This is a genomic window from Clostridioides sp. ZZV15-6598 (assembly GCF_020657705.1).
Classification (GTDB): Bacteria; Bacillota; Clostridia; order Peptostreptococcales; family Peptostreptococcaceae; genus Clostridioides; species Clostridioides difficile_F.
In genome coordinates this window covers 37,973-52,500 of sequence record NZ_JAGWCS010000017.1, presented here as the reverse complement: position 1 = coordinate 52,500, position 14,528 = coordinate 37,973, and the positions used below count along the sequence as shown (strand labels likewise).

Genomic DNA, 14,528 nt, shown 5'->3' with positions numbered 1-14,528 from the left:
AACCAATTTTTTCTACTTTCGTAACTTTCACACTTAGGTTTATTTCATCCTTATGTTTTAGTTTGGTTAGCTTTAGGGGTTTCCAGCAATTCAAGTAGTATTGGATAGGTTCTTATCCTATCTCTACATATAAGTTTCCCTATATGCTGACTACTTTAGCTACTAACTCATGACTAAAGTCACGAGTGTGCGTAGCTATTTTTTAATCAAAACTTATACATAATCATCAATAGCAATCTTCACATACTCTTTTGCCTTACAATTTTGTTTTAGGGCTTCTTTACATATTTCCTCTGATTGCTCTTTTACATACTTGAGAGATTTATAATTTTCTTTTACTGCTTCAATACACATTTTTTCTGTTTGATTTTTTATATACATAAGCATCTTTCCATTTTGTCTTACAATCTCTGTACATATCTCTTCTGTATAGTTATCTATGTAATTTAGTACATCTTTAATATTGTACTTTTTATCCAAATATCTTATAGCTCTTATACATGTTTCTTCTGTCTTATTATTAACAAATTGTAGGCTTCTTCCATCTTGTTTGACTGCTTCTGAACATATTTTTTCTGTTTGCTGGTTTACATATTGTAATGCCATACCATTTTGACTTACAGCTTCTATACACATTTTTTCTGTTTGGTTTTGTACATATTGAAGTGCTTTATAGTTTTGTTTTATAGCTTCTATACATAATTCTTCACTTTGCTCTCTAACATATGCAAGACACCTGCCATCTTTTTTAATTGCTTCTAAACATATTTTTCTTGTTTGAACCTCTAAAGCTTTTAATATACTTACAACATCTATATTGGAAGAACATCTTATTGCTTGTATAATAAGTTCTTCTGTTTGATTTCTTACATACTTAAGTGCATTGCAATCCTTTTTTATTGCTTCAAGACATATATACTCAGTTTGTTCTTTTACATATTCAAGTGCTCTATAATTGTACCTTATAGCTTCTAAACATAATTCTTCTGTTTGATCTTTTACATACTTCAAAGCTTTATAATTCTGTCTTACAGCTAAAGTACACATACCATCTGTTTGATTATTTATATTTTCTAATTCATGATAATCATACTTCACTCTTTCCATATTTTCAATATACTCATTTGTAATATACTTTAAAGAATCTCCTAACATTTTACTATCAATGCCTATATGAATATTTTCCCAATCACTATTAAAATAATACCCTTTATCGTCTAAAAATACTTTTTTCATTGTTTTACATATTTTCATAAATCTACTCTCCTATCATTATTAAATTAGCTATTATTAAGAATCACATTTCAAAACATTATTTATTCTTAATAATAACTTTATTTTTTGTTTATTATGAATTCGCTCTGCATATTGTAGATACCTTTTTAGTATTTTAATAGTTAATCGTTTTAATTCTTCCTTTATTTTAAAAATTAAATCTGTCTAAATATTTCTTATTTTAAATACATTTTTTGATAAATTAATAAAGCCATAATGTATTTAATACATCAATCACAACATGAGACTGAAGTTATAAATAAATTATGGCTTTTCAATATATTTAATTTTAAAATTTTATATTTTCTTGTCTGATTATTTTTTTATTACATTTCCCATTTTTTTATAAAGTGGTAATGTTACTAAAGATATTATCACAGCTTTTAGTACATTAAATGGTGCTATCATCCAAATTACAAAAGTAAATAGGTCGTGAATTTTAGGATTTAGAGCTGAACCTAAGCCTATTATAGCATCTAGTCCCATCATTTGACCATAAAGTGGTAACATTACAAAATAATTCACTAATGAACCAATTATAGTCATTGCTATTGTTCCTAATACAAATCCAATTAATACACCTTTTAAATCTTTACTTCTCTTATATGAATAACAAAGTATCATTACGTAAGAACCACCAATTAATATATTTGCAAATTCTCCTATACCTCCAGTTGTTGTTGCTGTAATTGCTTGTAGTATATTTTTTACTACAACTATTCCAAACCCAACTACTGGTCCTAAAGACATACCACCAAATATTGCTGGAATATCTGACAAGTCAATTTTTAAGAAATCTGGAAATATACCTGGTATTGGTGCTTGAATAAACATTAATAAATAAGATATTGCTGATAAAATTGACATTACTACTAAAGTTCTTGTTGAAATCATATTACTTCTTTTTGCTGTACTTTGCATAATTATTATCCTCCTAATAAATATATTTATATTTTTTAGGAAAAACAAAAAACTCGAAGATCCTATCTTCGAGTTTTTATGGATATAGTTTAAACAAACTAAAATAAACTTATTTATATTCCATAAATATCTTCTCTCATCCAGACTTTACTGTCGGCTTTGGAATTTCACCAAATCAACCACATAAGTAGTTCGCGGGCTATACCGCCGGTAGGGAATCTCACCCTGCCCCGAAGATCTTCTTTGATTTTTTAATTTTCCTTACACTCTTATATTAGTTAATTTTTTAATAATTGTCAAGTTATTTTTTTTCGTACACTACCTTGCCATTTATTATAGTGTAAAGTACATTACTTTGAATCTCTAGTGGAGAATTATCCCAAATTACTATATCTGCATCTTTACCAACTTCTATAGAACCTACTCTATCTTCAATTCCTAGAGTCTTAGCTGGATTTATTGTAATAGATTCTATTGCCTTTTCTTCTTTCATACCATGCTTAGCTGCTATTCCTGCACATATTGGAAGATATTGAACTGGTATTACTGGATGGTCTGTCATTATACATACATCAAGCCCTGCATTTGAAAGTATCCCAGCTGTGTTAAAAGTTAAATTTCTAAGTTCAAACTTAGACCTTTCTGATAATGATGGTCCTACTATTACAGGAAATCCTTCTTCCAATAGCTCCTCCACTATAAGATGACCTTCTGTACAATGGTCTAATGTAAGCTTTAAATTAAACTCTTTTGCAATTCTTATAGCTGTAAACATATCATCAGCTCTATGAGCATGTGCTTTAAAAGGAATTTCCCCTCTTAAAACAGGTATCAAACTTTCCATTTTTATGTCATATTCAGGTTTTTCACAGTCTTCATCATCATGACTTTCATACAGGTCGACTTCCTCTAAATATTCTTCTGCTTTTTTAAGATTTTCTCTAAGCAATGAAGCTATTGCCATTCTAGTTTGTGGAGATTTATCATCTTGACCATAACAACTTTTTGGATTTTCTCCAAAGGCTATTTTAGATGCTACTGGATTTTTTATTACCATTTTATCAATTCTTTTTCCATATGTCTTTATAGCTATACATTGACCTCCCATAACATTTGCACTTCCAGGAGTTGTACACACAGAAGTTATACCACCTTCAAAAGCTTCTTTAAATGTTCTGTCCATTGGATTAATTCCATCTATAGGATTTAATTGTGGTGTTATTGGGTCAGTTTCTTCATTTCCATCTGCTCCTTCAAATCCTATACCATCTTCCCACAATCCCAAATGAGTGTGGGCATCTATAAACCCTGGAAACACAAATTTACCACTTGCATCTATCACCTCTACATCTAAAGGTGCTATTAAATCTTTTCCTATTTCTATTATTTTTCCTTGGTCTATAAGTATATCTCCTTGAATTACTCCATTTGTTATGGTATTTATATTACCATTTTTTACAAAAACCATTCATTTTCCTCCTGATTTTCAATACTATACTTTTCAATACTATACTACTTATTTTAAATATTATTTCCTTACAATCCTATTTCATAATTTCTTAAATTTTTTTATTATGATACTTACATTCACAATCGTTACATGTAAGTATCATAACTAAACATAACTTAACCTATTTTTTCATTGACAATGCTACTCTTTTTTTATTTAAGTCAATCCCAATTACTTTTACATCTACTATATCACCTACTGTAACAATACTCATAGGGTCTTTTACAAAGCTATTACTCATTTCTGATTTATGAACTAATCCATCATTTTTTATTCCAATATCTACAAATGCTCCAAAATCTACAACATTTCTTATTGTACCTTTTAAAGACATTCCTTCTTGTATATCTTCAATTTTTAGGACATCAGTTCTAAGTATAGGCTTTATACCCTCTTCTCTTGGGTCTCTTCCTGGTTTTTTGATTTCAGCTATGATATCTCTTAAAGTAACTTGGCCTACTTCCAATTTTTCACTTAATTCTCTCAAACCAATTTCCTTAACTTTTTCATCTATTTCTTCTATATTTTTATTTTTTACATCATCCAAAGAATATCCTATTATTTCAATCATTTTTTTGCATATATCATAGCTTTCAGGATGTACACCCGTATTATCTAGAGGATTTTTTCCATCTAAAATTCTCATAAATCCAGCACATTGAGTAAATGCTTGAGGCCCAAGTCTTTTTACTTTTTTCAGTTGGACCCTTGATGTAAAGTCTCCATTTTCTTCTCTATATGCTATTATATTTTTTGCGATAACCTTACTTATTCCTGCAATATGCTCTAATAGAGAATATGATGCAGTATTTAAATCTACTCCAACACTATTTACGGAATCCTCAACAACTCCATTTAATACTTCTTCTAATCTCTTCTTATTTAAGTCATGTTGATATTGACCTACACCTATACTCTTAGGGTCTATTTTCACAAGTTCTGCTAATGGGTCTTGTAGTCTTCTTGCTATAGATATAGCTCCTCTTATTGATACATTTATATCTGGATGTTCTTCATTTGCAAGTTCAGATGCTGAGTAAACTGATGCACCAGCTTCACTTACTATAACATATTGAACTTCTCTATCTATCTCTTTTATCATTTCTGATACAAATGTTTCTGATTCTCTTGATGCTGTCCCATTTCCTATTGAAATTATATCTATACTATATTTCTCAATTAATTCTTTTAAAGTCTTCTTTGCCCCTTCTACATTATTTTGAGGGTCTGTCGGATATACTGTTGTATAGTCCAATAATTTACCATTTTTATCTACAACCGCTATTTTACAACCAGTTCTAAATGCAGGGTCAAATCCCATAACTACTTTATCTTTAACTGGTGGTTGAAGTAATAAACTTTTAACATTTTTTCCAAATACACTTATAGCTCTTTCTTGAGCTATTTCTGTCAGATGATTTCTTACTTCTCTTTCTATAGATGGGAAAATTAATCTTTTATATGAATCTTCTATTGAATTTACAATTTCATCTTTATTCTTAAAGTTTTTATCATTTACATATTCATTTACTATATAATTTAAAACTTTATCATTATTTATTTCTAATTTAACTTTTAAAAAATTCTCTTTTTCTCCTCTATTTATTGCTAAAACTCTATGTGGAGCCATACTTTTTACTGCTTCACTATAATCGTAATACATATCATAAACTGATTTCTCATCAGTAGAACTTTTACTAACTATCATTCCTTCTCTTAAAGCAAGCTCTCTTATGTATTTTCTAATCTTAGCATCATCTGAAACTGTTTCTGCAATTATATCTCTTGCGCCTTTTAAGGCATCCTCAACAGAAATTACTTCTTTTTCTTCATTTATATAACTCTTCGCCTCTAAATCTATATTATCTAGATTACTCTCTAGTATTGATACTGCTAGATTTTCTAGCCCTTTTTCTTTTGCTATTGTTGCCCTAGTCCTTTTCTTTTGTTTATATGGTGCATATATATCTTCTACTTCTTGTAGTGTTTTTGCTTTTTCTATATTTTGTGTTATTTCATCTGTTAATTTTCCTTGTTCATCTATTAACCTAACTACATCATCTTTTCTACTTTGAAGGTTTCTTAGATACATCAATTTTTCATAGAATTCTCTTAATGTGACATCACTCATCTCACCAGTCATTTCTTTTCTGTATCTAGCTATAAATGGTATTGTATTTCCTTCATCAATAAGCTTTAGCGTATTATTTATTTGTTCGTCTTTGAGATTAAATTCATTTTTTAAGATTTGATTTATATCCAATTTTTTTCACTCCTAATGTTAGTTTTTTCATAAGTATAACGGTAAACAGAACGAAGGCTGAGGGTTGTAGTCCTCAGCCTAAGTGCTGTAAAGTGCATAGTAAGCACTAACCTTCTTATATATCTATCTTAATTACTGTACATTATTTATTAAACTGTCTTATTCATTTTTAAGTATTCATTGATAAACAAGTCTATATTTCCATTCATAACACTATCTACATTTCCAAACTCAGCATTTGTCCTATGGTCTTTGACTAACTTATATGGTTGGAAAACATATGACCTAATTTGGCTACCCCATGTTATTTGTGAATATTTACCTTGTATATCTTCTATTTTTTCCTTTTGCTCTAATTCTTTTAACTCTATCAATTTTGCCATCAAAAGTCTCATGGCTCTATCTTTATTTAAATGTTGAGACCTTTCATTTTGACATTGAACTACTACACCAGTAGGAATATGTGTTATTCTAACAGCTGAGTCAGTTGTGTTTACATGTTGCCCTCCAGCACCAGACGCTCTATATGTGTCTATCTTTAAATCTGATAGGTTAATTTCTACTTCTATATTTTCATCTAACTCTGGTGTTACGTCTATAGAAGCGAATGAAGTATGTCTCTTTCCTGATGGGTCAAATGGAGATATTCTTACCAATCTATGAACCCCTTTTTCACTTTTTAAATATCCATAAGTATTGGTTCCCTCTACAAGAATTGTAGCTGTCTTTATTCCAGCTTCAGGGTCTGATATTATATCTAAAAGCTTAACTTTATATCCCTTGCCTTCTGCCCATCTTATATACATTCTTAGAAGCATCTGAGCCCAATCTTGAGCATCTAGACCTCCAGTTCCAGCATTTATAGATAATATAGCATTATTTTTATCATACTCGCCATTTAGAAGAGTTTTTATTTTCATCTCAGATAATTGTTCTTCTATTAATTCTATAGACTTTTCTATATCCTTTTCAACAGAATCATCCTCTTCTTCTAGACCTATTTCAATTAATACTTCTACATCTTCTAATAAGTTGTTTAGACTTTCATATTCATCTAGAGTTTCTTTTAAAGCTTTATTTTCTTGAAGTACTTTTTGTGCTACTTCATTATCATTCCAAAAATCTTGTTTGTTTATCTTCTCTTCATTAATTTTTATCTTTTCCATCAATGAAGCTATGTCAAAGAGAAACCCTCAATTCTTCTAAATTTGAAGCTATTTGCTCCACACTATGTCTATACTCTTGTATTCTTAACATTTAATCCTCCAAGACTATCTTCCACAACAGTTTTTATATTTCTTACCACTTCCGCAAGGACATAAATCATTTCTTCCAACTTTTTCATCTTTCTTAATAGTTTTACTTGTTGGAAGAGTTCCATCTGATGGAGAAGTTAGATTTTCAACATCTACAACTGCTTTTCTTTCTACTGGAGCCTCTATTGTTATATTAAATAAATATCTTACAGTATCTTCTTTGATATGTTTATTCATCTCATCAAACATATCAAATCCTTCCATTTTATAAGCAATAACTGGGTCTTGTTGACCTACAGCACGAAGCCCTATACCTTGACGTAATTGATCCATTGCATCTATATGATCTATCCAGTGATTATCAACAGCTTGAAGTAAGATAACTCTCTCAACTTCTCTCATTCTTTCATCACCTATTTGTTCTTCTTTTGCAGTATATATCTTCATAGCTATTTCATAAACTTTTTCTGTTATTTCAACCGGATTAAGTTTTTCTATCTCTGGGATTTCTATACTACCTTTTGGTAGGAACAGATTATACATGTGTTCCTTAAACCCGTCTTCATCAAATCCTTTATCTTGTGTATAAAGAGTTACTGCTTCTTCTATTATAGAATGAGTCATTGATTGTACTTGCTCTTGTAAATCTTCACCTTCTAATACACGTTTTCTCTCTGCATATATTATTTCTCTTTGTTTATTCATAACATCATCATATTGAAGTACATGTTTTCTTATACCAAAGTTTTTACCTTCGACTTTCTTTTGTGCACCTTCAATAGACTTAGATAATATTCTATGTTCTATAGGCATGTCTTCTTCAAGACCTATTTTATCTACGATTCCAGAGATTCTATCGCTTCCAAACAATCTCATAAGGTCATCATCAAGACCTATATAAAATCTTGAACTACCTGGGTCACCTTGACGACCAGCACGACCTCTTAACTGGTTATCTATTCTTCGAGACTCATGTCTTTCTGTACCAATTATAGCAAGTCCACCTGCTTCTACTACTTGTTTTTGTTCTTCTTCTGTTTGTTGTTTAAATTGTTTATATAATCTTTCATACTCTGATCTAGCTTCAAATAAAATTTCATTTCCTGCCACAGGTATTCCTTCTATTGGAGTATCAACTCTATTTACTACATCTTCTTTAAATCCATTTCTTCTCATTTCTCTCTTAGTTAGGAAATCTGGATTTCCACCTAAAACTATATCAGTACCACGACCAGCCATGTTAGTAGCTATTGTAACAGCTCCAAGCCTACCTGCTTGTGCTATTATTTCTGCTTCTTTATCATGGTGTTTAGCATTTAATACTTCATGTCTAATACCTTTTTTCTTTAATATTTGTGATAGTAGTTCTGACTTTTCTATTGAAACTGTACCTACAAGTATTGGTTGATTAACTTTATGTCTTTCAATTATTTCTTCAGCTACAGCATTAAATTTACCAATCTCACTCTTATATACACTATCTGGCAAGTCTTCTCTTACCATAAGTTTGTTAGTAGGAACTTGGAAAACATCCATTTTATATATTGCTTTAAACTCTTCTTCTTCTGTTTTTGCTGTACCAGTCATTCCTGAAAGTTTTTTATACATTCTAAAGTAATTTTGGAATGTTACAGTAGCTAGTGTTTTAGATTCTCTCTGTATTTTAAGACCTTCTTTGGCTTCTATTGCTTGATGTAAGCCTTCTGAATATCTTCTACCAAACATAAGTCTACCAGTAAATTCATCAACTATTACTATTTCTCCATCTTTAGCAACATAATCAACATCTTTTTTCATTATTACATGTGCTCTTAGAGCCTGATTTATATGGTGATATAACTCTGTATGAGATATATCTGTTATATTATCAACATTAAAGTATACCTCTGCTTTTTGTATACCTGATGCTGTTAGAGATACAGCCTTATCTTTTTCTTCCAATTCATAGTCATCTGGTTTTAAAGTTAACACAAATGTATTTGCATCTGAATATAAGTGAGTTGATTTATCTCCAGGACCAGATATAATAAGTGGTGTTCTAGCTTCATCTATAAGTATAGAGTCGACCTCATCCACTATCGCATAATTTAATCCTCTTTGAACTCTTTGCTCTTTGTGTATTACCATATTGTCTTTTAGGTAGTCAAATCCATATTCATTATTTGTACCATAAGTTATATCACAATCATATTGTTCTTTTCTAACTTTTGGATTTTGACCATGTACAATAACACCTACACTCATTCCTAAAAACTCATAAACCTTTGCCATTTGGTCTCTATCACGTTTTGCAAGGTAGTCATTTACTGTTACAACATGTACACCTTTTCCAGTAAGAGCATTCAAATAAACAGGAGCAGTTGCAACCAAAGTTTTACCTTCACCTGTTTTCATCTCAGCTATTCTTCCTTGATGTAACACTATACCTCCAATCATTTGAACTCTGTAGTGTCTAAGACCTAATACTCTTTTAGAAGTCTCTCTGACTACTGCAAATGCTTCTGGAAGTATATCATCTATACTTTCTCCATTTTCTAATCTTTCTTTAAATGTATTTGTCATATTTTTAAGTTCCGAGTCTGCCATAGATTCAAATTTAGGTTCTAATGAATCTATTATATCAACAGTCTTACTGAACTTTTTCAATTCTTTTTTATCTGCCATGTTGAATAAACTATCCATAAAGCTCATATTTTACATCTCTCCTCGTTCTTTATTGTACTATTATTCATTTTACCATAAAAACTATACTTTTAATATTAATTTAAAAAGCTATCGATAAATTATTTATCGATAGCTAATATGATTAAATCTAGATTGCTTTATTCATGTTCTATTATACCATATCCGCCATTATGACGTTTATAAACTACAGCTATTTCATCTGAATCTATATTCTTGAACATATAGAAATCATGTCCTACTAATTCCATTTGTAATACAGCTTCTTCTTCGCTCATTGGCTTAACACTAAATTTCTTACGTCTTTGAATTACTATATCTTGATTTTCATCTTCATAATCTTCTATTTCATCTGCTAGATTTATCTCTGCATCTTGGAATCTTATACTCTTGTTGTCTTGATGCTTATCTTGTAGTCTCTTTTTATATTTTTTTAATTGTTTACTTAATTTATCATATACAACATCTATAGCTGTGTATAAATTTTCCTGCATATCTTCTGCTCTAATTATAGGACCATTTACAGTAGCTATTGTTACTTCTATTTTTTGTCTTGTTTTTTTAGCACTTACTGTAACCTTTACATCAGTGTCTGGATGAATGTAATTATCTAACTTACTTAATTTGCTTTCGATTTTATTTTTTATTGCATCAGTTAATTCGATTTGTTTTCCAGATATAATTATGTTCATAAGTACATCTCCCTTCAATTATGCCAGTATAAGAAAATTTATACTTTAATAATATATTCTACACAAACTCTCATAATCCTTCTTTTATTATTAACTTTTGTGATTTTTTCTATTCAATTGATAGAATTATTTTTCATTTTCAATCACCTTAATGCTTATGTGGATTAATATTATAACAATACCCTGTGGATAATGTGGATAAAACTGTTAATAACTCTTGTTCCTGTGTATTTAAAGCTATTTTTATTGTCCTTTCTATCCACAAATATCTCCAATAATTGTTTATTAATATGTGAATTCATGTCATAAAGTGGTAATTTTAGGAAATTATATGTATTATATGCCACTTAACTTTTATAAATTTTTCATAGTTATCCAACTTCTAAGACCTCCATATTTCATTTTTTCTTTCACTATTTAGTTTAGCTTCAAAATTACCTAAAAGTAGTAAAGCATCATAACAATAATTTCTTAATCAATACTCATAAAATTTATATACCCATACTACAATTGACTAACACTCTTTATTTAATCTAATAAGTTGTATAAATCATATATGTTTATATTATTTCGAAATTATATTTACTAATTGTTTAAGCTTTTGTCTGTCTATATCTTCAAATGGATTCTTATCTATTCTAACAGCTGTGCCAAAGTGAAAATTATTTGCCTTAGTTACTTCCTTTATTTCCACTATGTTATTAAAATTAAGTCCTCCTCCTAAAAGAATTTTTATATTATTAGAGTTAAGCATCATATCTTTTATAACTTTTGTATTATCTCTTATACTTCCCTTTCCCCCTGATGTTAGTATATTTGTAATTCTGTCATAATCTTTTAAAATATTAACACTTTCTATTGTATTTGATTCATCTATTGCTCTATGAAATGTAACATCAAGATTATCACAGTATTGTAATAAAAAATTTAAACTTTCTTCATCTATATTGTTATACTTATCTAACATTCCAAATACAATGCCATTAGCTCCAATCTTTTTGACTATATCTATATCTTTTAACATTATATTTATATCTTCTTTACTATATACAAAACTTTTAGCATGAGGTCTTATCATTACGTTCACAGGTATCTTTACACTGTTAACAACACTTTCTATAAGCCCAAAGCTTGGTGTCAGTCCTCCTTCAGTTAAAGCACTAACTAATTCTATTCTATCTGCGCCACAATCTTCTATAATCTTAGCGTCTTCTACTGTCATTCCTATTATCTCTAACATAACTACTCCTTTGCTAATTCATATATTGCATTTGCAAATATCTTTGCATTTAAAATTATATCATCTATATCCATATATTCGTCGGGATTATGAGCTATTCCTTTTTGTCCTGGAAACGAAGGCCCAAATGGAACTATATTTGGCATTACTTTTGCATATGTACCTCCATTAGTTGTTACTGGAGTACCATCTAATGATGTTACTCTTTCATAAGCTATTTGAAGTTTTTTAACAAGCTTACTATCTTTATCAAAATATACAGGATTAAAATTAGAAATTACTTCTATCTCTGTACCATTAGGAAAATTAGATTTTATTTCATCTAATACATCTTCTAGTTTATAACTAAAGTCATATTTTACTTTTATCTCCAGTATTATACCATCATTTTCTTTATATAGCTCTTGATTTGTAACAATCACTTTTTCAGATATATTTTCTATAAAGCTTAAAAATGTGTCTTCCTTATAGTTACAGTTATTTTTGATTATAATTTTTGCCATACCTTTTTCACCATATACAACAGGATATTTGCAATCTGGTGTGAACCCCATTATAGGAGGTTTTTCCTTTTTTAAATAATATGGTATATCTTTAAATCCACTTTCTTCATTTGTGCCAAAAATTATCCTAACCTTTTTATCTAACTTTAGACCTAATTCTTTAATAACATATAGTCCATATAAAGCACACATTATAGGCCCTTTATTATCTAATACCCCTCTACCATAGATTCTTCCATTATATATCTCTCCTCCATAAGGTTGATATATCCAATTTTCGCCTTCATGTACTACATCTACATGGCCTATTACACAGATATAATCTTTACTATCTCCATATTCTGCATAACCAATATAATTATCTAAGTTTCTAACTTTAAATCCTAAGTTTCTTGAAATTTCTAGTGCTTTATTAAGTGCTTTTCCTACCTTTTCGCCAAAAGGGAAGCCATTTTCTGACTCCCCTTCTACACTAGGTATTTTTACAATATCGATAATATCACTTAATAAATTTTCTTTTAACTCATCTACTTTATTATTTATGATATCCATAAAAATCTCCTTTTAAATATTAAAGAATACTACTTTACTGTATAAATACAAACTTTATTCACTCACCTCTATTGGTGCTTTTATCCTAGCTTCATATGCTTCCATCCACTCGTTTGACACAACCTTATGTATAGTTTTACCATCTATTCTATTTGATATATACACTGTAGGGGCTTCTTCTTTAGTAGCTACTGAGAATGTAAAGTCAGCTATGTTTGTAGCTACTCCCCATTCACCTTTATTATTCATAGCAACCAACGATAAGTCTCCAGCTTTTCCTCGTCTTTTGATAAGTTGTTCATCTAACTCATTTACTGCTATATCACATGCCTCTTGTGGATGTTTTCCTTCTTTCATAAGTCTAACTATCTCATATGATATACATCCTTTCATCAAATCTTCTCCAAGACCAGTAGCTGTAGCTCCTCCTATGCTACTATCAACGAAGAATCCCGAACCAGATAGTGCAGAATCTCCTATTCTACCTCTTTTCTTCATAAATAGTCCACTTGTTGAAGTTGCTGCACACATCTTTCCATCTTTATCTAAAGATATCATTCCAACAGTATCATGACCAGCATATGGGCTTAATCCCTTATCTAAAGTTTCTTTTTTCCTCTTCTTATAATGTAGCTTAGCTCTATCTGTTAACATATTTTTTCTTTCAAATCCATTTTTATGAGCATACTCTTCAGCTCCAATTCCAACTAAGAAATTATTCACTTTCTCATAACTTAGTTTTCTAGCTATACTGACAGGATTAGAATAATCTCTTATACCTGCAACTGCTCCTATATCTAGTGTGTTTCCATCCATAAATGCAGCATCAAGTTCTACTTCACAGTTTTCATTTGGAAGTCCTCCATATCCAACCGATTTGTAGAATGGATAATCTTCAACTCTTCTTACAGCAAGTTCTACAGCATCTCCTGCTTCCATTCCTTTTTCTAAATGTTCTGATGCTTCAGTGATTCCTTCTATAGCCATTCTCCATGTTGCTATCATTCCCCACATATTAGAAAATCCCTCCTTATTATATAAACTCTATCCACATACTTTAATCATAATATAGTGTAATACTTAAATTTGACAATTAGTGGAGTATTAATTAATAACAAAATTCTTCTTTCATTGAAGTTATATCTTCTTTATTTGCTATTGATTTTGCTAATTTACATATATTATTTAGTGAATCATTAAGACCTATTCCGCCCTTTTTAGGTGTCTTAACTATACATATATCATTTTTGTATTCGTTTATTATATCTGTATTCTCTTCTGACATAGCTGCAAAAGCTGGTATATCTGTTTTATTGTTTATACTTTTAGATAATATTGCTGACATCTTAGAAAAATTTTCATAATTAAAACTTGGTCCACAAATTACTACATCAGGGTTTAACTTTTTAACCATAGCTATCATCTTATTTGTCACTTCTTCTTCATTGTTTATAAAAAATTCATCCCCACAAAAAAGTGTCGCTATTACTTTAGATTCTTTTAAAAATGGTTCCATCATTACACCTGGACCTAATGGGCTTGATTTTCCAGCAGGAGGTATATTGCTTTTTTCTTTCCCACCTGCACCTGCTTGTATTTGATCCAATATCATAACTATTTTCTTCATAATTATC

11 protein-coding genes and 1 riboswitch are annotated in these 14,528 nt (G+C 29.8%); all 11 genes read right to left on the bottom strand.

Going from position 1 to position 14,528, the window contains the following annotated elements; translation table 11 throughout:
* Positions 1-213: 213 nt before the first annotated feature.
* Entirely contained in the window at positions 214-1,254 is a 1,041-nt protein-coding gene (locus tag KGF50_RS05415; protein WP_227847147.1) for a DUF4116 domain-containing protein, read from the bottom strand.
* A 336-nt stretch (positions 1,255-1,590) separates the two neighbouring features.
* Positions 1,591-2,196: an ECF transporter S component gene (locus KGF50_RS05410; protein ID WP_227847146.1), complete on the bottom strand. Its 606-nt coding sequence runs from the start codon at positions 2,194-2,196 to the stop codon at positions 1,591-1,593.
* 124 nt (positions 2,197-2,320) lie between these two features.
* Positions 2,321-2,438: riboswitch (FMN riboswitch) on the bottom strand.
* A gap of 59 nt (positions 2,439-2,497) precedes the next feature.
* Complete coding sequence (locus tag KGF50_RS05405; RefSeq protein WP_227847145.1) at positions 2,498-3,664, bottom strand: amidohydrolase; 1,167 nt, start codon at positions 3,662-3,664, stop codon at positions 2,498-2,500.
* Between the two features lie 163 nt (positions 3,665-3,827).
* The gene (locus KGF50_RS05400) at positions 3,828-5,969 is read right to left on the bottom strand and encodes a Tex family protein (RefSeq protein WP_227847144.1); all 2,142 of its coding nucleotides are present in this window, start codon (positions 5,967-5,969) and stop codon (positions 3,828-3,830) included.
* Positions 5,970-6,118: 149 nt separating this feature from the next.
* Positions 6,119-7,226, bottom strand: a protein-coding gene (gene prfB, locus KGF50_RS05395) for a peptide chain release factor 2 (RefSeq protein ID WP_227847143.1) whose coding sequence is annotated in 2 segments (ribosomal slippage) — positions 6,119-7,150 and positions 7,152-7,226 — 1,107 coding nt in all. Because the reading frame shifts where the segments join, the coding sequence is not laid out codon by codon here.
* Positions 7,227-7,240: 14 nt separating this feature from the next.
* Positions 7,241-9,916 carry a preprotein translocase subunit SecA gene (gene secA / locus KGF50_RS05390; RefSeq protein ID WP_227847142.1) on the bottom strand — a complete coding sequence of 892 codons (2,676 nt, stop codon included), beginning with the start codon at positions 9,914-9,916 and terminating at the stop codon, positions 7,241-7,243.
* A 131-nt stretch (positions 9,917-10,047) separates the two neighbouring features.
* Positions 10,048-10,599: a ribosome hibernation-promoting factor, HPF/YfiA family gene (hpf, locus tag KGF50_RS05385; RefSeq protein WP_227847141.1), complete on the bottom strand. Its 552-nt coding sequence runs from the start codon at positions 10,597-10,599 to the stop codon at positions 10,048-10,050.
* A gap of 565 nt (positions 10,600-11,164) precedes the next feature.
* Positions 11,165-11,839 (bottom strand): copper homeostasis protein CutC, encoded by a 675-nt coding sequence (locus KGF50_RS05380; protein ID WP_227847140.1) that lies wholly within the window; start codon positions 11,837-11,839, stop codon positions 11,165-11,167.
* A 2-nt stretch (positions 11,840-11,841) separates the two neighbouring features.
* Complete coding sequence (locus tag KGF50_RS05375; protein ID WP_227847139.1) at positions 11,842-12,894, bottom strand: Sapep family Mn(2+)-dependent dipeptidase; 1,053 nt, start codon at positions 12,892-12,894, stop codon at positions 11,842-11,844.
* A 54-nt stretch (positions 12,895-12,948) separates the two neighbouring features.
* The gene (locus tag KGF50_RS05370; RefSeq protein ID WP_227847138.1) at positions 12,949-13,908 is read right to left on the bottom strand and encodes a N(4)-(beta-N-acetylglucosaminyl)-L-asparaginase; all 960 of its coding nucleotides are present in this window, start codon (positions 13,906-13,908) and stop codon (positions 12,949-12,951) included.
* A gap of 94 nt (positions 13,909-14,002) precedes the next feature.
* On the bottom strand, positions 14,003-14,521 hold the full coding sequence (locus KGF50_RS05365) for a GrdB-related putative oxidoreductase (protein WP_227847137.1): 519 nt from the start codon (positions 14,519-14,521) through the stop codon (positions 14,003-14,005).
* Between the last annotated feature and the right edge of the window lie 7 nt (positions 14,522-14,528).